We start from the raw sequence: 19,703 nt of genomic DNA, 5'->3' as shown, positions 1-19,703 counted from the left end.
CAGATTCAGTAAGGCAACGAACATGGCAATTAAGTTAGGTATAATTTCAGATCCGATCAGCGGATTCAACATCAAAAAAGACACCGGTTTTGCAATGATGATGCAAGCCCAAAGCCGTGGCTATGAAATTTACTACATGGAAATGAATGATCTTTCATTGCGTAAAGGCAAAGCGTATGCCACAGCCGCAAAAGCAACCGTGTTCGACGATACAAACCATTGGTATGAGCTGGAAGAAAAAGCCAGTATCGCACTTGCTGATTTAGATGTTATTTTAATGCGTAAAGATCCACCGTTTGATACTGAGTACATTTACGCAACCTATATTTTAGAACGCGCTGAACTTGAAGGCACGCTTATTATTAATAAGCCACAAAGCCTGCGTGATGCGAACGAAAAGTTATTCACCGCATGGTTTAGTGAGCATACACCTGACACTTTAGTAACCCGTTGTAAGCACCAGATCCGCGCATTTTTGGCTGAACATAAAGACATCATTCTAAAACCTTTAGATGGTATGGGTGGCGCCTCTATTTTCCGTCTGACTGAAAATGATGCCAACATTGGGGTTATTTGCGAAACACTCACCGAACACGGTAGCCGTTTTGCCATGGCACAAAACTATATCCCAGAGATCAAACAAGGTGATAAACGCGTATTGGTGGTCGATGGCGAAGTGATCCCATATTGCCTAGCCCGCATTCCACAAAATGGTGAAACACGTGGTAATTTAGCTGTTGGCGGTCGTGGTGAAGCACGCCCAATCAGTGATTCAGATCGTAGAATTGCCGAAGCCGTTGCACCAACATTAAAAGCTAAAGGGCTTATTTTTGTAGGTCTTGATATCATTGGTGATAAGCTAACAGAAATTAATGTTACAGCACCTACTTGCGTAAAAGAAATCGAAGCTGCCTATGATATTTCAATTACTGGGCGCTTATTTGATGCCATAGAAAGAAAACTGAGCCATACTTAAATTTACTAACAATAAAGGGGTATCGTTATGCAATCATTAGAAAATCATTTTTTAATCGCAATGCCATCAATGCAAGACCCTTTTTTTAAACGTGCTGTCGCGTATATTTGTGAGCACAATGAAGACGGGGCTATGGGGCTGGTGATCAACCAGCCGATCAATATTACAGTCGGCGACTTGCTCGACAAAATAGAGATTGATAACGACAAATCCACCCACGCAGCAAGTGTTGCAGTATTTGCTGGAGGACCTGTAAAAACCGATCGTGGTTTTGTACTGCATTCTCCAAAAGCAGGTTATAGCGCAAGCCAAGAACTTAGCAGCGAAATCATGATAACCACATCCAAAGATGTGTTGGCAAGTTTAACCACAGCCCAAGCACCAGAACAGTTTATTATTACACTGGGCTATGCGGGTTGGGAGCAAGGCCAGCTCGAACAAGAGCTACTCGAAAATTCATGGCTAATTATAAAAGCCGATCCTGAGATTATTTTTAACACACCGATAGAGCAACGCTGGGAAAAAGCAGTCGCGACGCTCGGTTTTGATATTAGCCAACTAAGTTCGGAAGCTGGCCACGCATAAGCGTGGTCAACCACAATTTTAAAGCACAGAGATAGCATGACTAAAAAACAACTAAAGCCCAAAGGTGAACGCACCGTGATGGGCTTTGATTTTGGCACCACCAGCATTGGTGTTGCTATCGGCCAAGAACTAACAGGAACCGCATCGAGCCTAAGCGCTATCAAAGCCAAAGATGGTATTCCAAATTGGGATTTTATTAAAAAGCATGTCGATGAGTGGCAACCTGATTTACTGGTGGTTGGATTACCGCTTAATATGGATGGCACAAATCAAGAAGTCACCTTTAAAGCTAAAAAGTTTGCCAACCGCTTACATAATCACTATGGACTGCCTGTAGAGACCCAAGACGAACGTTTAACCACAGCAGATGCAAAAGCACGATTATTTGAGCAAGGCGGTTACCGTAGCTTAGGTAAAGGAAATGTGGATAATATGTCGGCTGTTATTATTTTGGAAAGCTTCTTTGAACAAGCTTACGGGTAAGCGGTAGGTTTATAATAAGCTGCTCACTCAGTTCAGGAATAAATCCAGCTTGGCGATAGGCTTTTTCTATCGCACCTTGTTCTCGTAATATCTTTAAGCCTTTTTGCAACGCTTTAAAAGCCTGAGCGCCATCAGGATGGCGTTTTGATATTACAAAATGACGACTATCATCTAATAATATCAGCACATTAGGTACCGCTTGCAAAACAATATCTTCAAGTACATATTGGTTACCCATCTGTGGCATCAGTGGCATTAACATAAAATCAATCCATTGCATCGATACCATACGCACTTGACTGAGCCATTCATCCTCTGCAACTAGATCTTTTAATGGTAATTGCGATAAAGTTTTCCAATCTGTACGCCAACGCGGCGTAGACACACTAGTTAGTTGATTAAAATCTGACAGGTGCTGCAGCTGAAATACTTTTTTATTGTTTGGAGAAGTAAAAATCCCCGCAAAATACTCGCCTTTACGGATCAGCTCATCGCTGATATACACTTTATCTGCTAGTGATTTGGCATCTTCATACCAATAACTATCAAAGCTGATCAGTAGCTCACCTTTTTCTAACAGTTTGGTATTACGAAAATTAATTTTACCAATTTGATAACTGAAAGTTTTATTAAAGCCCCCCAAGTACAAGGCTTGTTGGGCAATGATCATATCAACTACATCGCGACGTATAAATCGACCACTAAAATCAGTAATATCCTGCGGTGCTCTACCGGCTAAAAAATGTGTGTAATCATAATGCACGTCATCTCGGATAAAAATAGCAATCGATTGATCTGTCGCCATCGCAAAAAATGAGTTACTAACAACATAAAAACTAACTGTTACAAGTAACCATTTTATGCGTTTTTTCATACTACTGACCTTTAGGTTCTAACCCGTCAATTGTTACTCCCTGTAAAAAACCAGCCCCTTGCTGTTCATTATTTCGAAGCTTAATCATCAAACGTAAATCGTTAGGTGAGTCAGCGTGATGCAAAGCATCTGCATAGTTGATACGTTGCTGTTTATAGAGCTCAAATAACGCTTGATCAAAGGTTTGCATACCCATATCTTTCGCTTTAGCCATGGCTTCTTTAATGCCGCCAATGTCGCCTTTTTTGATAAGCTCGCCGATAATCGGGGTATTCAATAAAATTTCGATAGCAGCTACTCGACCATTGCCATCGGCTGTAGGCACTAGTTGTTGTGCTATGATAGCTCGTAAGTTTAAGGATAGATCATATTTTAGCTTATCGTGCTTTTCTTTAGGCACTAAATGCATAATACGGTCAATTGCTTGGTTAGCGTTATTGGCATGTAATGTAGCAACACATAAATGACCGGTTTCAGCAAAACTAAGTGCGTATTCCATGGTCTCTTGCGAACGTATTTCACCAATTAAAATGACATCGGGGGCTTGGCGTAATGAGCTTTTTAACGCCGCCTCAAAACTTTCCGTATCTAAGCCAACTTCACGCTGAGTAATAATACTTTTGCGATGTTCATGGACAAACTCAATAGGGTCTTCAATGGTCAAGATATGCCCACGTTGATTACGATTACGGTAACCTAATAATGCAGCCAACGACGTTGATTTACCGGTGCCAGTACCACCAACAAACAGCACTAAACCACGTTTAGCCATGATCACATCAGTCAATGTCGACGGTAGACCAAGCTCAGCAACATCAGGAATTTGCGTAACAATACGGCGAATAACCATACCCGCGCAATCTCGTTGCCAAAATGCCGAGATCCTAAAGCGCCCTTCATCGGTAGCTATGGCAAAGTTGCACTCTTTAGTATTATGAAACTCTGCTTTTTGTTTTTCACTCATCGCTGATTCAACTAATTGCAGCGACTCTTCGTCTGATATTTTTTCGTCGCCAAGTGCAATTAGCTCGCCATTAATCTTTGCGCTGACTGGCAATTGGCTCGATACGAATAAATCCGAACCTTGCTTTTCAATCATCAAATGTAAAAAGTAATCAAGAGAATGTGTCATTACTGCTCCTTACTCGGGCCTAGCCGCCGAAATTATTTTTATCTTGTGCTTTAGCACGCGCTTCAGCATTGGTAACAACACCGTGATTCACTAAATTGATTAAACACTGATCCATGGTTTGCATACCATGCGATGCGCCAGTTTGAATCGACGAATACATTTGCGCAATTTTATCTTCGCGGATAAGGTTACGGATCGCAGGCACTGCAATCATGATTTCATGTGCTGCGACTCGCCCGCCACCAATTTTTTTCAACAAGGTTTGTGAAATAACTGCGCGCAATGACTCCGAAAGCATTGAGCGGATCATACTTTTTTCTTCACCAGGAAACACATCGATAATACGGTCAATGGTTTTCGGGGCTGACGTAGTATGCAATGTACCAAATACTAAATGGCCGGTTTCAGCAGCAGTCATGGCAAGGCGAATAGTTTCTAAATCACGTAGCTCACCAACCAAAATTACGTCTGGATCTTCACGTAAAGCACTGCGCAATGCATTAGAAAAACTATGCGTATCGCGATGCACTTCACGTTGATTAATCAACGACAGTTTATTGTCGTGCACAAACTCGATGGGATCTTCGATGGTTAAAATATGATGATGCTTGTGTTGATTTATATGATCCACCATCGCAGCCAATGTGGTCGATTTACCAGAGCCTGTAGGTCCTGTTACCAACACTAAACCACGCGGCGTATCTGAGATTGTTTTAAATATATCTGGCGCACCTAAATCATCAAGCGTCAGCACTTCACTGGGAATGGTACGAAATACAGCTGCGGGGCCTCGATTTGAGTTGAAGGCATTAACACGAAAACGTGCTAAGTTTGGCACTTCAAACGAAAAATCCACTTCAAGGTTTTGTTCATAGTCCTTGCGTTGATTATCGTTCATAATATCGTAAACTAGGCTGTTAACATCTTTGTTTTCCAGCGCTGGTATATTAATACGTCGCACATCACCATCAACACGGATCATTGGCGCAACCCCTGATGATAAGTGTAAATCTGATGCTTTGTGCTGCACACTAAAGGCCAACAATTCGGTAATATCCATTTATGACTCCACAACTAACTGATAATTATATGGTTACAATAGCAGAACGACTTAAGTCCGCCTATGCTAGAATTGCCTTAGCGGCAAAAAAATATCATCGTAATGAGCACGATGTCTGCTTGTTGGCAGTATCAAAAACCAAACCTGCTGATTTCATTCTAGCGGCTTATCAACAAGGTCACCGAGAATTTGGTGAATCATACGTTCAAGAAGCTGTTGATAAAATAACCCAATTAGCAAATTATAGCGATATTGTTTGGCATTTCATTGGCCCTATTCAATCAAATAAAACCGCCCTTGTTGCCAGCCACTTTGATTGGGTGCAAAGTATTGAACGTGAAAAAATAGCGCAACGTTTAAACGATCAAAGGCCCGCAGATAAAGCCCCTTTAAAAGTACTGATCCAAGTAAATATCAGCTTAGAGGACTCAAAATCAGGCTGCCACCCCGATAAACTTGCAAGCCTCGCTGAATTTATTCACCATTGCCCGCATTTAGAATTGCGTGGTGTCATGGCAATCCCAGCAAAAACTGACGATCCACAGCAACAAATACAATATTTTGAGCAATTACGTGCTTGCTTTGATAGACTTAAAGCCCAATATCCTCAAATAGACACCCTGTCGATGGGGATGAGTGGTGATGTCGAAGCTGCGATTGCAGCAGGCTCAACCATGGTACGCATCGGCACGGATATTTTTGGCCAACGAAGCTAAGGTGATAACTAAGATATGTCAGATAAAACAATTGCATTCATAGGCACAGGTAATATGAGCTACGCCATTATTGGCGGCATGGTAAAAAAAGGATTTGCTGCATCGAGTATTATTGCAACAAATCGTAACCAAGAAAAACTCGCTAAGGTAGCAGCGGATTTCGGGGTTAAAACCACCGCAGATAATAACCAAGCACTGCGCGATGCCGATGTTATTGTGTTGTCTGTAAAGCCGCAAATGATGGGTGATTTATGTCAATCATTTCAAGATTCGGGTATCGACTTTAGCGATAAGCTATTTATTTCTGTCGCCGCAGGCTTAACGGTTAAGCGGTTACGTGAAATGCTCGGACAAGACGTTAAGATGGTACGTTGTATGCCAAATACCCCGTCTTTATTAGGGCGCGGTGTATCAGGTTTATTTGGTGCTGGCGAAACCGAGCAAGAACACACTTTTGTGCAACAAGTATTTGAATGTACAGGTATTGCGGTATGGGTTGAGCAAGAGTCACAAATTAACGATGTTATTGCTGTTACGGGGTCATCACCGGCTTACTTTTTCTTATTTATGGAAGCCATAGAAGAAAAAGCCAAAGCACTTGGCTTTAGCGGTGAAGACGCACGTCGCTTAGTACAGCAAACAGCATTAGGTGCAGCTGAAATGGCACTATCTCAGCCTGAGATTAGTATTTCACAATTGCGTGCTAATGTGACATCAAAAGGTGGCACCACGCATGCAGCCGTTGAACATTTAAAAGCACACGGTCTGACTAACACTGTCGCCGATGCAATGGATGCCTGTATTGCTCGCGCAGAGCAAATGGAACAAGAACTTTAAAAGCACTTTGCTGCTTTTAGCCCTATTTATGTTTAAGGTTTTTAATTAAGGTACGTTATGAACGCCATGCAATTTTTAATAAGCACACTATTCGATCTATTTTTAATGGTCGTATTAATGCGCTTTTGGCTACAAGCCGCCAAGGCTGATTTTTACAATCCGTTGAGTCAGTTTGTGGTCAAAGCTACTTCATTTGCTGTTAATCCACTGCGTAAAATTATTCCAGGGTTAGGTGGTCTAGACTTAGCTTCGTTATTACTGGCGTTCATTGTCGCTGCTGCAAAAACTACTGCGCTGATATTTTTAGTAGGCGCGACATGGGAAGTTGGATTTGTACTGTTAGATGCGCTAGAAACGGTGATTAAAGAAGGCTTAAACTTGTTGTTTTGGGTATTAGTTATTCGCGCGTTATTAAGCTGGGTAAGCCAAGGCAACAATCCAGTAGAAGCGGTATTTCAGCAGCTAACTGAACCAATGTTAAGACCTATTCGTAAAGTGTTACCGCCACTGGGCGGCTTAGATCTATCAATTTTAGTGTTGATTATCGCGCTGCAATTTGCCCAGTTTCTGTTTATGGATTTAGTCGGCTAACCTTATCATTAACACAGAGGCCTACTAGGCCTCTTTTTTTAAGAGTCATTTATGAAAAAGCTCGCAAGTATTTTATTTTTTGCACTGGCAGGCATTACCTTTAGTGCTCACAGTGAACAAATGCAAGGCGCACAATACAAAGAACTCGGTCCATGGCAAGTACATTACATTGCATTTCCGTCAACCTTTATTCAACCACAAATAGCTAAAACCTATGGCCTAGAACGTAGTGGTTATAAGGGCATTGTAAATATTTCAATCCTTAAAAAAGATACCGATGCCACAGCGCAAACCGCCATTCTTAAAGGCACTGCTAAAAACCTACTTGGTAATAAGCAAACCTTAGATTTCAAAGAAGTCATCGAAGGCGATGCAATTTATTACCTCGCGCAAGTTGATTTTACTAACGAAGAAATTCTGCGCTTTGAAATTGAAATACAACAAGGTAATCAATTTCAAAAGCTGCAGTTCCAGCAAAAATTTTACGTAGATTAATTCATGAAAAAAACTTTAGTGTTAGCCACTGGCAATCCGGGTAAGGTCAACGAATTGGCGCAAATGCTAAACCCGCTTGAAATAAACGTTGTGCCACAAAGCGATTTTAATGTGCCAGAAGTAGCAGAAACAGGCACCACCTTTGTTGAAAACGCTATTATCAAAGCTCGCCATGCTGCAAAAATAACTGGGCTACCAGCTATTGCTGACGACTCAGGATTGGAGGTTGATGGCCTTAACGGCGCCCCTGGCGTTTACTCAGCTCGCTATGCCGGTGAAGGCGCTAGCGATCAAGATAATATTGATAAATTATTAAGCGAACTTGCTGACAACCCAAACCGCAGTGCGCGCTTTTGGTGTGTGCTGGTATTAATGCGTCATGCTGATGACCCTACCCCACTGATTTGCAGTGCGAGCTGGGAAGGTCAAATTACCTTAGCCCAAAACGGCCAAGGTGGTTTTGGTTACGACCCTATTTTTTATGTGCCAGAACTTGAATGCACCAGTGCGCAACTGACTAAACAGCAAAAAAATGCAGTTAGCCATCGTGGTCAGGCGTTACAACGTTTATTGTCTGAGCTTAAGCTCAAAGGCGGCCTGTGAATTTACCACCATTAAGTTTATATGTGCACGTCCCTTGGTGTGTGCAAAAGTGCCCGTATTGTGATTTTAATAGTCACGGTCAAAAAGGTGAGCTCCCTGAAAAGGAATATGTGCAGCATTTAATTGATGATTTAAAAACCGATCTGCACTTAGTGCAAGGACGTAAAATTCATTCAATCTTTATCGGTGGTGGCACGCCTAGCTTATTAACCGGTGAGGCCTACGTTAATTTATTAACGGCGGTGGATTCATTAATTGGCCTAAGTGAAAACTGCGAGATCACCTTAGAAGCCAACCCCGGTACGGTTGAAACAGGCCGCTTTAAAGACTATGTGGCAGCTGGCATTAATCGTATTTCGATTGGTGTGCAAAGCATGCAAGACGACAAGCTCAAAGCGTTGGGGCGTATTCACGGTGCCGATGAAGCCATATATGCCGCAGAGCAAGCTCATGAAGCAGGTTTAAATAGCTTTAATCTTGATTTAATGCATGGCTTACCGGGGCAATCTGTTGCTGATGCGCTGAGCGACTTGAAAAAAGTCATCGCCCTTAATCCGCCACATATTTCGTGGTATCAGTTAACGATTGAGGCCAATACCCAATTTGCATCTAAACCGCCAACGTTACCGGCCGATGACACCTTATGGGATATTCAAGAGCAAGGCCAAGCCTTACTTACTGAGGCAGGTTATCAGCAATATGAAATTTCCGGCTATGCAAAACCTGGCTACCAATGTCAACACAACCTAAATTATTGGCGCTTTGGCGATTATTTAGGCATTGGTTGTGGTGCCCATGGTAAGGTAACCGATGCTAAAACAGGCATCATTACCCGCACTGAGAAAGTAAAACATCCTCGCGGTTATATGGATTTAGCTAAGCCCTATTTATTTAAACAGTGGCCAGTTGAACAGCACGACTTACCGTTTGAATTCTTTATGAATCGCTTACGGTTATTTGAAGCCTGCCCAATTAGTGACTTTACAGCCTTAACTCAGTTACCGCTGCAAAGCCAAGCTGATGCGCTGCAACAAGCCATTGCCAAGGGTTTGCTTAAGCAAACGGATAGTCACTGGCAGGTAAGCCAAAAAGGTCATCGTTTTTTAAATGACCTGCTAGAATTGTTTGTGTAATAACGACCCAAACTTTACTAACAAATACACACTAATAATAATTAATAACCTTCAATGGTTTCTAACAACAAAAGGGAAAACATGCGTAAACTAACCTTTATCGCCGCCGCAGTGAGTATTGCACTGCTAGGTGGTTGCCAGCAAACACCAGAGCAACAAAGCACGCCAACTGTACAAGCACAACCTGTACAAAGCGAAATAGACAAAGCGAATGCGTTCTTCGAAGATACTTTTAACCGTGATGTGATGAGCAGCCCTGTTTATCAAACATACATGGGTATCAAACAAGACTACGACAAATGGGATGACGGTAGCGAAGCGCGCGTACTGAAAGATCATCAACAAACAAAAGATGATTTAGTGGTATTAAACGCTATTAACCGCGAACTCCTAGATGACACCACAAAAGTTAGTTATGACCTTAAAAAGCAAGACCTTGAAAACAGCATTGCTGATTTTAAATGGCGCTATCATAACTACCCAGTGAACCAAATGTTTGGTACTCACTCGATGATCCCGGCCTTTTTAATCAACCAACACCAGATTTCTGATGTTACCGATGCCAAAGCCTATATCTCGCGTTTAAATGGCGTAACCACGGTTATTGATCAACTGATCACCGATTTAGAAGTACGTGCTGATAAAGGCATTATCGCTCCTAAATTTGTATTCCCACATGTGATTGATTCAAGCAAAAATATCATTCACGGTGCGCCATTTGAACAAGGTGATGATTCCACCTTACTTGCCGACTTTAAACGTAAAGTTGCGAAGCTTGAAATTGCTCAAGCTGATAAAGACGCGTTAATCAGCGATGCTGAGAAAGCCCTTAAAGCGGCTGTAAAACCTTCTTACTCTAAGTTAATTAATTATTTAGCACAGCTTGAAAAACGTGCTGATGATCGTGATGGTGCTTGGAAATTTCCTGATGGCGAAGCGTTTTACAACAACGCATTAGCGCGCACTACTACTACTGATTTAACGGCTAAAGAAATCCACACCATCGGTTTAGCTGAAGTATCTCGTATTCATGACGAAATGCGCCAAATCAAAGAAAAAGTTGGCTTTAAAGGCGATTTAAAAGCCTTTATGCAGTTTATGAAAACCGATAAGCAATTTTACTTACCTAATACTGAAGCAGGTAAGCAGCAATACCTTGACGAAGCCACGGCACTTATTAACACCATGAAATCACGCTTAGATGAGCTATTCATTGTTAAGCCTAAAGCCGACATGATTGTTAAGCGTGTTGAAGCATTCCGTGAAAAAGCGGCTGGTAAAGCATTCTACCAACAGCCTGCACCAGATGGTTCACGCCCGGGTGTTTACTACGCTAACCTTTACGACATGGAAGCAATGCCAACGTATCAAATGGAAGCGCTGGCTTATCACGAGGGTATTCCAGGTCACCACATGCAAATTGCAATTTCGCAAGAGCTTGAAGGCGTGCCTAAGTTCCGTAAATTCGGTGGCTACACAGCCTATATCGAAGGTTGGGGCTTGTACTCAGAGTTATTACCAAAAGAAATGGGCATGTATGCAGACCCTTATTCTGACTTTGGCCGTCTATCGATGGAACTATGGCGTGCATGTCGCTTAGTGGTTGATACTGGTATCCACGAAATGAAGTGGACTCGCCAACAGGGTATTGATTACTACGTAAATAACACGCCAAACGCGACGTCTGACGGCGTTAAAATGGTTGAACGTCACATTGTAATGCCTTCGCAAGCAACTGCTTACAAAGTAGGTATGCTGAAGATTTTAGAACTTCGTGAAGCTGCCAAGGTTAAACTAGGCGATAAGTTTGATATTCGCCAATTCCACGATGTAGTACTTAAAAATGGCGCAGTGCCACTAAACGTACTTGAAAACTTTGTTGATGAATGGGTTGCAAGCAAACTAGCAGCTTAAGCATCCTTACTTTATAACATATACAAAGGCCGTATCTACGGCCTTTTTTATTGCCTGAAAGATAGATAAACACTTGACCAACAAGTGCTTTACGCTAGGATAAAGCAATTGATATACACGTAACGTATAGGATTAACAATGGATACATGTATCAGTCAACTAAATCAACAGATGCAGCAGCATCAGTTGCAAGCCATTGTTGATAGCTTTGCCAGTTTATCTTCAATACAACAAGCCATGCAGTTACAGCACTTATATAGCAGTGCGCAACGCATGAGTGTAAAATATACTTATCTGCAAAATATCGCCACACGCATATTAACTCAACACTCTCTACCAACAGCCATCATCAGTCAGCTAAATAATACCGAACAATTAAGTTTTTTTACCCCTGGTCTCAAGTTCAATCATGGTTTTACACAACAAAACCAACAGCAGCAAAATGTATTGCACCGCTTATTTAGCGAGTGTAGTGAGGCTAATTTACCGTTTAATTATGTACGTTCACTGATGCTATTTGAAAGTAACGAAAACTTGCTGCAAGCATTAGCGCAAGTTAATGATATCGGGCTGACCCCAGTTGCTAGTTACATTGCAAACAACCCAGCTCAACACAGCTTACCAAAGCATGAATTTTCGGCCTTGCTGGCATTAATGGAAGTTGAGTTTAAACAAAATCAGGGCAATATAAACACTACCGCATTCTTAAAAGCCTTACTCACGTTATCTCAAACAAGCCCAGAAAAGCCACTCAGTGACTATAAAATACTGCTCAGTGGCGCTTACTTACGCTGTAAAACAGAACAAGTTGAGCGCTACCTTGTACAACATAAATAATATTAATCAGATAAATAATATTCAACGCTGGTTACAACTCGCACTTTTTTGATCTGCGGAGTGTTTGAATCTCGGTCGATTATACTAAACTGCCCTTGTCTTGCGGTGCGAATTTTACCTAGTTTTGACTGTGAGTCCTTGGCAAATTTTAATGCCACTTCGCGAGCTTTTTCGGTGGCTTCTTGCACCATTGCTGGTTTTATATCGTTTAGCCCAGAGAACAAATATTCAATGCGGGTTTCATAGTTATCTTGCACAATCGCAATACCTTGTTTGGCTAGCTGGCCCACCTTAGTTAAGGCGTTTTGCACTTTATCAGGCTGCTGCGAATACACGGTAATATTTGCGCGGGCAATATAGCGAAACTGTTGATTATCAGCGCCATATTCGCGCGCTTGTTTATCAACAATTGATTGCCTACCTTGGCTGATCTCTTGTTCATCAAAGCCATGCAGTTTTAAAAAAGCGATCACTGCGGCATTTTTCTGCTCAACTCGTTCAACTAACTTTTCGAGGTTATTGTCCGCATCACTAAATTGTACCGGCCAGATCACTGTATCAGCAGTTACTTCACGCTCTGCTAATCCTTTAACCTCAACCGTGCGTTCCATATTTTTTACATCAAGCGCTGCTGATTTTAAAATCCATCCGCAGCCAAGTATAGCGACACTCAATACAGCTGCGCCAAGCAACTGGTAATATCCATTTGGCTTATTCATTTAGGTTCCTTTGATAATTATCAATGTTAAGTTGGTTTGATGCTCGAAAAATCAACTTAAACAGGTTACATTGAGCATATACCCAAACCACCTCAAGATGCGAGCGTCGTTAGCAAAAAGATTCTATTGCATCGTCGTGCTAAAAAACAAATAACCCGCAAGGAAAGACCATGAGTGTAAAACGCATTAGTCAGTTTTTCAATCCGACTTCGGTTGCCGTGATTGGTGCATCGAATAACGTTTCCCGAGCAGGATTTGTAGTAATGCGCAACTTATTACAAGGCGGATTTAACGGCCCTATCATGCCAGTAAGCCCGACTAATAGCGCCGTACATGGCGTGTTGGCCTACCCGTCTATTGCGGCGCTACCGAAAATACCGGACCTTGCGGTTATTTGTACGAACAAACACACTCTACTTAATATCATTGCAGAGCTTGGAGAGTTTGGCTGTAAAAATGCGATTGTGATCGCAGCCGGACTCAATCATGAACAAAAAACAGCACTGCAAGAAGCCGCTAAACAAGCCAAAGTATCGTTACTTGGCCCTAATTGTTTGGGTTTGTTGATCCCTCATATTGGCCTCAATGCGAGTTTTTCTCACACTATCGCAAGCCCTGGTAAATTAGCGTTTATTTCACAGTCCGCAGCTGTGTGCTCCACTATTTTAGATTGGGCAAAACATAAAGAAATTGGCTTTTCATACTTTGTCTCTGTGGGAGATTGTTTAGATATCGACTTTGCTGAACTACTCGACTTTTTAGGTCGCGATGCAAAAACGAAGGCTATTTTGCTGTACATCGATAACATTGAGAATATCCGCAGCTTTATTTCAGCTGCTCGTGCCGCTGCGTTTAGTAAACCGGTGATCGCCATTAAAACCGGTAAAACAGCGGCTGGAGCACTTGCTGCCGAAATTCACACTGGCGGCAAGCAAAGTTCAGATGCGGTGTATGACGCCCTCTTCCAACGCGCAGGTATGTTACGGGTAAATGATTTAACTGAACTGTTTGCTGCTACACAAACACTGGCCATGCATCCTAAATTATTAAAGGTGGAACAACTCACCATTTTAACCAATGGCGGCGGCCCCGGCGTAATGGCCGTTGATAGCTTATTACAAAGTTCTGGTAAGCTGACACAATTAAGTGAAGAAACCCGTGCGGCGCTCAATAAAGTGATCCCACAATCGGATATGACCTCTAATCCGGTGGACATTTTTGGTGACTCAGTTCCGGCACGCTACCAACAAGCACTGGAAATTTTATTGCATGCTAAGGAAGTAAAAAATCTACTGATCATTCACACGCCATCGGCCCTTGCGCCAAGTGAAGACTATGCATTAATTATCGCTGAAACGTTGAATAAACTACCGAAAATGGCGCGTCCTTATGTGATCACAAATTTTATGGGCGAAGATGCCGCCTATGCCGCCCGTCGTGTATGTAGCAACTACGGCATTCCTACTTATCGCACCCCAGAGGGCGCAGTTCGTGCCTTTATGCACTTAGTAAGTTATCGCCGTAATCAAAAACATTTAACCCAAACTCCAGAGTCAAACACAGATGACGCTAAAATCAATAAACACGCAGCAAAAGCGCTCGTGAATGAGTTTTTAGCAGAGCAGCAAAGCTATCTATCCACCCATCAAGCCAGCCAAATACTCGCTCACTATGGCGTTGAATGTATTCAAACCGAGGTCGCATACACGCCGACAGAAGCAAAAGAGCAAGCCATAGAGCTAGGCTTTCCTGTGGCACTGAAACTGATCAGCCCTAGCATTCCATCTAAATCAGAAGTCGGTGGTGTAGTACTTAATCTCAATGACGCACAAGAAGTTGAGCAAACCGCTTTTGCAATGTTATTAAGAATAAGAAACACCTACCCTGATGCGATTATTGAAGGTTTTTCGCTACAAAAAATGGCTCCCAGAGCGGGGGCCAATGAACTACGCATTGCCGTAAAAACTGAGTCTAATTTTGGTCCTGTAATACTTCTAGGAGAAGCCGGCACAGGTCTAGAGTTTGCTCAAGCAGCGGTTGCTTTACCACCTTTGAATATGAACTTAGCAAAATATTTAATTGCTGCGGCGCATGATAAAGGCGTGCTTAAAGATCGCATTTTGCCTGAGAAAGTTGATAAGTATCGCCTGTGTGCATTGCTTACGCGAATTTCACAACTGGTAATTGATCAACCCGATATAACTTCGCTTGAGTTAAATCCTATTTTAGCCAGTAATGGCCAGTTTTTGGTGCTTGATGCCACCATGACCCTGAGTCACTACCAAGTACAATCACATCGTAAACGCTTATCTATTCGCCCTTACCCAATTGAGCTGGTTAAACAAGTGACGCTTAAAAATAATACCCTTGCGACACTCAGACCAATAAAGCCAGAAGATGAACAAGCGCACCAAGAGTTTGATCAATCTCTCAGCAAAGAAGATCGCTACAAGCGCTTTTTTGGTGAGCTGCCGCAATTTAACCACGATCAACTCGCTAAAATGACGCAAATTGACTACGATCGTGAAATGGCGTTTATTATCACTCAAGACAACGCCACGCTTGGCGTCTCTCGGGTGTTAATGGACCCAGATAAAGTGCATGCCGAATTTGCTATAGTAGTACGCTCAAACTGCCAAGGCCTTGGCTTAGGTGGCTTATTAATGCGCGCCGCTATTGAGTATTGTCAAAGCCAAGGCGTACAATTTATTGAGGGTATCACCCTGCCGGAAAATACCGGAATGATTGAATTAGCCCGAAAACTAGGCTTTAAGATCAGCCGCGACTTTGAAGAAGGCAGTATAAACATGGTACTGAAGTTATAAGGGACTATAGTTGAAAGTAACGAGCTGGAAACACTGGCCTAATATCGACTTAAATGCTGACTTACTAGCAAAGTCAGTTATTAGATACCAAGATATTCATGATCATTGCTTTATAAAACTGAGCTGTAATAGTAATAGTGTATGTAGCGCATTTGGCATTAAACGGCACTTCAAACATAACCCATTAGGAACAGTTGAAAAAAACAGCTACCCCCATAGTTTATCAGCTTTGTTAGATGATAAAAAAAGCCCTAAAGAATTAAACGATTGTCCGCAACTACTCATAAATATTGAAGCACATAAACGTGTTAGCGAGCACTTTAGCAATGAGAACAAACTGTGTTTTGCAACGGTTTACTCTCCGCTTTATCATTTAAATTCAATGCTTGCGGGTACATTAACTGCAGCCGAGTTAGAGCGCGCACCTTACAAAAAGATGTTATCTTTATTAAGTGATATAACAGCACAATATATTGAAGCTTTACTATTAATTAAAAATGTTAGAATTTACTACTGCAGCTTTCATGCTTGTGGTGCATTTTGCAGTTATCAGCAATTTAAAACACTTGTAGCGCCTTATGATGAACAATGCATAGCGCAGTTAACACATCAAAACCACCTTCTTCACTATCATTGCAGTTCTTCCATTTATTTTGATTACCTAGATAGTAACAGGTTCTCTTTACTATCAATTGATGACTGCCACGATGTGGTATCTATAAAAGCTTTGCTCACTAGCTTCCCTGATATTACATTTGTAGGGCTATTGGATAAATTATTATTACCGCGCCCACTTAAAACGGAAGAAATTGAACAATTTTTATTATACTGCCGCCGCAACTTAGACCTTAATAGAGTCATTATTGCCCCAAGCTGCACTCTACCTGTAAGCATTAAAAACAATACATTATTAATAACATGTTCTATTGTGAAAGAACTGTGATTTTTATTTATATCTACGGAAAATAATCAATTGAGCATAATACATACAGAGTTAATAAAAGGCATTGAGTTATACCAAAAAAACCAATACCAATTAGCGCAGGCAAAATTTAAATATGTACTGAGCAAAGACCACTCATCTTTGATTGCACATCGTTATTTGACCGAAATAGCACTGATAGAGGGCACAGCAAAAAATCACATAGCGCCATTAATAGCTTGCATGGCAGCACACCCAGCTTCAAGTGAGCTTAGTTATACCTTAGGTATGTGCTACCAACAAGCACGTGAGCTTCCCTTAGCGGTTGCACAATATCGCCATGCATTAGAGATGTTTTTAGACACTCCACCCATCCATAGCTACAAACAACAACCAAAAGTTGAATTCGATACCAAAATACATGAGGCCTTGCTATGGAAAACCCTTGCCCTTTTACGCCAAGAAAACATTAAATCCTTTGCCACAGCAGGTAGCTTATTGGGCATCATACGCGAAGGTGCAATTCTCCCTTTTGATAAAGATATTGATATTGGAGTTGATTGGGGGCAAATGGAGCAGGCTATTACACTTTTAAAAAGCCAAGGCTGGCATGAACATATGCGCTCTTATGACTTAATTAACCCACGATGCTTTGCTCACCCAGATGGAGTGACCTTGGACATTTGTGGCTTTGGTGTTGATACCGCCAACCAACAAACTATTTGTGGGCTTTGGATGAGTGATATTCCCTTTGAGTGGAATAGAATTACACAATATCCAACCTTAAATTTAGTAGAAAAAACAACTCCCTTTGGCAACGTATGGCATCTAGCACAACCTGAACTGATATTAAGTGCGCTTTATGGAGATTGGCAAACACCCGACCCTCTTTTTGATACTATTTTATGCGCAAAAAATATTCGCTCATTCTCGTTATTAACACAGTGCTTTGTGTATTCAAGGCTTTATAAGTTATGCTTAATGAGTGAATGGGGGAAATTAAAACACATATTAAACCAACTTACTTTTTTTGATAATAACGACGAATTAATAAAAAAATTAACCGATAAAGCCGAAAGTATGCCTACATGACTCTAAACTCACAAATACATAGCTTAAATTCAGATAATAAAAGCAGTCATAATACGCGCTGTTTGGCTCTTGGTGTATTTGACTTATTTCATATTGGTCATTTAAATTATTTAAAATTTGCTAAAGCACAAGGAAGCGAACTGTTTGTTGCGGTTGCGTCAGATGACTTATGCTTTGAAAATAAAAATACGTTTCCGATCATTAATCAGCATGAAAGAATGGCGATTATAAGCGCACTGGCGATCGTGGATCACGTTGCCTTAGTGCCAAGTCCAATAGTAAAGACTCAGAGCACTTGTAAATGGATACAAGCATGGGGAGTAAATAAGGTGGTTGTTGGCGGGCAATGGCAAAATAGTGAGCGCTGGAATGAAGCCGCTGATGCATTACAAGCGTACGATATTGATGTCATGTTTGCACCACAAACACCTAATATTTCGAGCTCGGGTATTAAGAAAAAAATAATCACATCTTATTCCGATAGTTTGTAATGCACGTTTTAATTCTACATTACAAGTTTTTACCGCTTATATGCACACTCAATACGACAATGTACAATCTGACATAACCATATTTATAGCCTTTGAATAGTCGCTATAAGCTAAACTCTAAACCAGTATTATTTTTAAAAGAACACGGATTTAATTTGAATAATTTACGTAAACGCACAGCGCTATTTTTTGAAGGTAATGGGGAGTACCGTAAGACTGGTCATTACATCGATATATTTCTAATATCGCTGATAATGATTAATGTGATTGCAATTGTGCTTGAATCCGTGGTCAGTTTGGCTCAGCAATATAAGTATGAATTTTTAATACTTGAGCTTGTCTCGGTTAGTATTTTTGCCATCGAGTATTTACTTCGCCTTTGGTCATGCGTAGAACGTGCCGAGTACAAAAGTCTAGACTGTGGTAATTTTCAACGCCGTTTAAAATATTTACTCTCTCCTTTAGCCTTAATTGATCTCATGGCAATCCTGCCCACGCTCTTAATGATGTTTATCACCTTTGATTTACGTTTTTTAAGAGTGCTCAGACTCCTACGTGTTTTTAAGCTCACTCGTTACTCACGAGCAATGCAGCTACTTTTACAATCATTTCGTGATGAAAGCAGTTCGCTTTTGGCCGCATTCTTTATAATGGCAGTGGTGCTAATTTTAGCTTCCTGCGGAATTTATTTAATTGAACACGATATACAACCGGATAAATTTGGCTCCATTCCTGCGGCAATGTGGTGGGCAATGGCAACGCTGACCACTGTAGGTTATGGTGACGTTGTGCCAGTAACACCGCTAGGGCGTTTTTTTGGCGGCGTGATCACGTTACTGAGTATGGGAATGGTAGCAATACCCACCGGCTTATTAGCTTCGAGTTTCTCTGAACAGCTACGTAAGCGTAGGATCATGTTTAGTGATGCGGTGCATGAATGTCTGCATGATGGCGAGCTAGATGGCAAACTAGATGATGCGCAACTGGAGCATCTAGAGAATTTGCGCTGTAAGCTTGGTTTAAGTAAGCAAGAAGCAAACAAAGCAATTAAGTCTCAACTTAGTGCACGCACTAAAAACCTTTATTGTCGTCACTGCGGTGAACGCCAAGACTAGATATAGCTTCTAGTTAAAATTTCAACTGTTTAGGGCATCAACACCGCGATTGGTTTAATTGTAGTGTTGAATCTCAAAAACGTTATGACTCAGCAAATAAAACCCAAGCTATAAAAAAGAAGAAAGCAAAGAAGACCATACCTTTTATATAGCCAGTATTTCGAACTTTAAGCCAAAATTCTCTTTGAGTTTTTTGCTCCGTATGACTGAGCAAATAATCACAATGCGGGCACCTGTTTCCTAAGTACATAATCAAATTACAATTAGGACATCTCGCTGATGGCTTAAATTCGGACATATCCA

Annotated in this window: 20 protein-coding genes; 16 read left to right on the top strand and 4 right to left on the bottom strand. The window is 41.4% G+C overall.

The genetic code is table 11. From position 1 onward, the window contains the following. Positions 1-22: 22 nt before the first annotated feature. Genes gshB through ruvX form a run of 3 tightly spaced genes read left to right on the top strand, consistent with a single transcriptional unit; the run spans position 23 to position 2,044 of the window. A complete protein-coding gene (gshB, locus tag H5162_RS09685) occupies positions 23-976 on the top strand; it encodes a glutathione synthase (protein ID WP_182778378.1) in 954 nt (317 codons plus the stop codon). A 27-nt stretch (positions 977-1,003) separates the two neighbouring features. Beyond that, positions 1,004-1,561 carry a YqgE/AlgH family protein gene (locus H5162_RS09680; RefSeq protein WP_145234940.1) on the top strand — a complete coding sequence of 186 codons (558 nt, stop codon included), beginning with the start codon at positions 1,004-1,006 and terminating at the stop codon, positions 1,559-1,561. A 36-nt stretch (positions 1,562-1,597) separates the two neighbouring features. Next, entirely contained in the window at positions 1,598-2,044 is a 447-nt protein-coding gene (gene ruvX / locus H5162_RS09675; protein WP_145234938.1) for a Holliday junction resolvase RuvX, read from the top strand. On the opposite strand, the gene H5162_RS09670 is transcribed toward ruvX, so the two are convergent. The 3 genes from H5162_RS09670 to H5162_RS09660 are packed head-to-tail and all read right to left on the bottom strand — an operon-like array spanning position 2,007 to position 5,110. Then, a complete protein-coding gene (locus tag H5162_RS09670) occupies positions 2,007-2,918 on the bottom strand; it encodes a hypothetical protein (protein ID WP_145234935.1) in 912 nt (303 codons plus the stop codon). The two genes, ruvX and H5162_RS09670, sit on opposite strands and share 38 nt — an antisense overlap. Before the next feature lies 1 nt (position 2,919). Then, positions 2,920-4,050 carry a PilT/PilU family type 4a pilus ATPase gene (locus tag H5162_RS09665; RefSeq protein WP_145234933.1) on the bottom strand — a complete coding sequence of 377 codons (1,131 nt, stop codon included), beginning with the start codon at positions 4,048-4,050 and terminating at the stop codon, positions 2,920-2,922. Positions 4,051-4,069: 19 nt separating this feature from the next. After that, entirely contained in the window at positions 4,070-5,110 is a 1,041-nt protein-coding gene (locus H5162_RS09660) for a type IV pilus twitching motility protein PilT (RefSeq protein ID WP_145234931.1), read from the bottom strand. 2 nt (positions 5,111-5,112) lie between these two features. On the opposite strand from H5162_RS09660, the gene H5162_RS09655 reads away from it, so the two are divergent. The 8 genes from H5162_RS09655 to H5162_RS09620 all read left to right on the top strand — a co-directional run bounded on the left by H5162_RS09655 (position 5,113) and on the right by H5162_RS09620 (position 12,236). After that, positions 5,113-5,826 (top strand): YggS family pyridoxal phosphate-dependent enzyme, encoded by a 714-nt coding sequence (locus H5162_RS09655; protein ID WP_145234929.1) that lies wholly within the window; start codon positions 5,113-5,115, stop codon positions 5,824-5,826. A 15-nt stretch (positions 5,827-5,841) separates the two neighbouring features. Continuing rightward, positions 5,842-6,663, top strand: a complete 822-nt coding sequence (proC, locus tag H5162_RS09650) for a pyrroline-5-carboxylate reductase (protein ID WP_182731342.1) — start codon at positions 5,842-5,844, stop codon at positions 6,661-6,663. 57 nt (positions 6,664-6,720) lie between these two features. Further along, complete coding sequence (locus tag H5162_RS09645) at positions 6,721-7,254, top strand: YggT family protein (RefSeq protein WP_145234925.1); 534 nt, start codon at positions 6,721-6,723, stop codon at positions 7,252-7,254. A gap of 51 nt (positions 7,255-7,305) precedes the next feature. Continuing rightward, positions 7,306-7,749 carry a DUF4426 domain-containing protein gene (locus H5162_RS09640; RefSeq protein WP_145234922.1) on the top strand — a complete coding sequence of 148 codons (444 nt, stop codon included), beginning with the start codon at positions 7,306-7,308 and terminating at the stop codon, positions 7,747-7,749. Positions 7,750-7,752: 3 nt separating this feature from the next. Then, entirely contained in the window at positions 7,753-8,352 is a 600-nt protein-coding gene (locus H5162_RS09635; protein WP_145234920.1) for an XTP/dITP diphosphatase, read from the top strand. Beyond that, positions 8,349-9,485, top strand: a complete 1,137-nt coding sequence (gene hemW, locus H5162_RS09630) for a radical SAM family heme chaperone HemW (protein WP_182731341.1) — start codon at positions 8,349-8,351, stop codon at positions 9,483-9,485. The genes H5162_RS09635 and hemW overlap by 4 nt, the downstream gene beginning before the upstream one ends. Positions 9,486-9,566: 81 nt before the next feature. Next, the gene (locus H5162_RS09625) at positions 9,567-11,399 is read left to right on the top strand and encodes a DUF885 family protein (protein WP_182731340.1); all 1,833 of its coding nucleotides are present in this window, start codon (positions 9,567-9,569) and stop codon (positions 11,397-11,399) included. Between the two features lie 138 nt (positions 11,400-11,537). Next, positions 11,538-12,236 carry a hypothetical protein gene (locus tag H5162_RS09620; protein ID WP_182778376.1) on the top strand — a complete coding sequence of 233 codons (699 nt, stop codon included), beginning with the start codon at positions 11,538-11,540 and terminating at the stop codon, positions 12,234-12,236. 2 nt (positions 12,237-12,238) lie between these two features. Here H5162_RS09620 and H5162_RS09615 read toward each other — a convergent pair whose 3' ends face one another. Next, positions 12,239-12,955, bottom strand: a complete 717-nt coding sequence (locus H5162_RS09615) for an SIMPL domain-containing protein (protein ID WP_182731338.1) — start codon at positions 12,953-12,955, stop codon at positions 12,239-12,241. A 170-nt stretch (positions 12,956-13,125) separates the two neighbouring features. Here H5162_RS09615 and H5162_RS09610 point away from each other — a divergent pair, with 170 nt between their 5' ends. The 5 genes from H5162_RS09610 to H5162_RS09590 all read left to right on the top strand — a co-directional run bounded on the left by H5162_RS09610 (position 13,126) and on the right by H5162_RS09590 (position 19,400). After that, positions 13,126-15,780: a bifunctional acetate--CoA ligase family protein/GNAT family N-acetyltransferase gene (locus H5162_RS09610; protein ID WP_182778374.1), complete on the top strand. Its 2,655-nt coding sequence runs from the start codon at positions 13,126-13,128 to the stop codon at positions 15,778-15,780. 10 nt (positions 15,781-15,790) lie between these two features. Next, complete coding sequence (locus H5162_RS09605) at positions 15,791-16,723, top strand: uroporphyrinogen decarboxylase family protein (protein ID WP_182734557.1); 933 nt, start codon at positions 15,791-15,793, stop codon at positions 16,721-16,723. 30 nt (positions 16,724-16,753) lie between these two features. Further along, complete coding sequence (locus H5162_RS09600; RefSeq protein WP_145234906.1) at positions 16,754-17,794, top strand: M48 family metallopeptidase; 1,041 nt, start codon at positions 16,754-16,756, stop codon at positions 17,792-17,794. Continuing rightward, positions 17,791-18,285 (top strand): adenylyltransferase/cytidyltransferase family protein, encoded by a 495-nt coding sequence (locus tag H5162_RS09595; protein ID WP_182734555.1) that lies wholly within the window; start codon positions 17,791-17,793, stop codon positions 18,283-18,285. The genes H5162_RS09600 and H5162_RS09595 overlap by 4 nt, the downstream gene beginning before the upstream one ends. 155 nt (positions 18,286-18,440) lie before the next feature. Continuing rightward, positions 18,441-19,400, top strand: a complete 960-nt coding sequence (locus H5162_RS09590; protein ID WP_145234904.1) for an ion transporter — start codon at positions 18,441-18,443, stop codon at positions 19,398-19,400. The last annotated feature ends 303 nt before the right edge of the window (positions 19,401-19,703 follow it).

It is taken from the genome of Pseudoalteromonas sp. SR41-8 (assembly GCF_014163915.1).
Classification (GTDB): domain Bacteria; phylum Pseudomonadota; class Gammaproteobacteria; order Enterobacterales; family Alteromonadaceae; genus Pseudoalteromonas; species Pseudoalteromonas rhizosphaerae.
Note: the sequence above shows the minus strand (reverse complement) of the source record. Positions and strands in the feature narration are given on the sequence as shown.

Coding starts and splice junctions, on each gene's coding strand:
- H5162_RS09655 (WP_145234929.1), top strand. CDS start 5,113: ATGACTCCACAACTAACTGATAATTATATGGTTACAATAGCAGAACGA.
- H5162_RS09640 (WP_145234922.1), top strand. CDS start 7,306: ATGAAAAAGCTCGCAAGTATTTTATTTTTTGCACTGGCAGGCATTACC.
- proC (WP_182731342.1), top strand. CDS start 5,842: ATGTCAGATAAAACAATTGCATTCATAGGCACAGGTAATATGAGCTAC.
- H5162_RS09595 (WP_182734555.1), top strand. CDS start 17,791: ATGACTCTAAACTCACAAATACATAGCTTAAATTCAGATAATAAAAGC.
- H5162_RS09665 (WP_145234933.1), bottom strand. CDS start 4,050: ATGACACATTCTCTTGATTACTTTTTACATTTGATGATTGAAAAGCAA.
- H5162_RS09620 (WP_182778376.1), top strand. CDS start 11,538: ATGGATACATGTATCAGTCAACTAAATCAACAGATGCAGCAGCATCAG.
- ruvX (WP_145234938.1), top strand. CDS start 1,598: ATGACTAAAAAACAACTAAAGCCCAAAGGTGAACGCACCGTGATGGGC.
- H5162_RS09645 (WP_145234925.1), top strand. CDS start 6,721: ATGAACGCCATGCAATTTTTAATAAGCACACTATTCGATCTATTTTTA.
- gshB (WP_182778378.1), top strand. CDS start 23: ATGGCAATTAAGTTAGGTATAATTTCAGATCCGATCAGCGGATTCAAC.
- H5162_RS09680 (WP_145234940.1), top strand. CDS start 1,004: ATGCAATCATTAGAAAATCATTTTTTAATCGCAATGCCATCAATGCAA.
- H5162_RS09635 (WP_145234920.1), top strand. CDS start 7,753: ATGAAAAAAACTTTAGTGTTAGCCACTGGCAATCCGGGTAAGGTCAAC.
- H5162_RS09670 (WP_145234935.1), bottom strand. CDS start 2,918: ATGAAAAAACGCATAAAATGGTTACTTGTAACAGTTAGTTTTTATGTT.
- H5162_RS09625 (WP_182731340.1), top strand. CDS start 9,567: ATGCGTAAACTAACCTTTATCGCCGCCGCAGTGAGTATTGCACTGCTA.
- H5162_RS09610 (WP_182778374.1), top strand. CDS start 13,126: ATGAGTGTAAAACGCATTAGTCAGTTTTTCAATCCGACTTCGGTTGCC.
- H5162_RS09660 (WP_145234931.1), bottom strand. CDS start 5,110: ATGGATATTACCGAATTGTTGGCCTTTAGTGTGCAGCACAAAGCATCA.
- H5162_RS09615 (WP_182731338.1), bottom strand. CDS start 12,955: ATGAATAAGCCAAATGGATATTACCAGTTGCTTGGCGCAGCTGTATTG.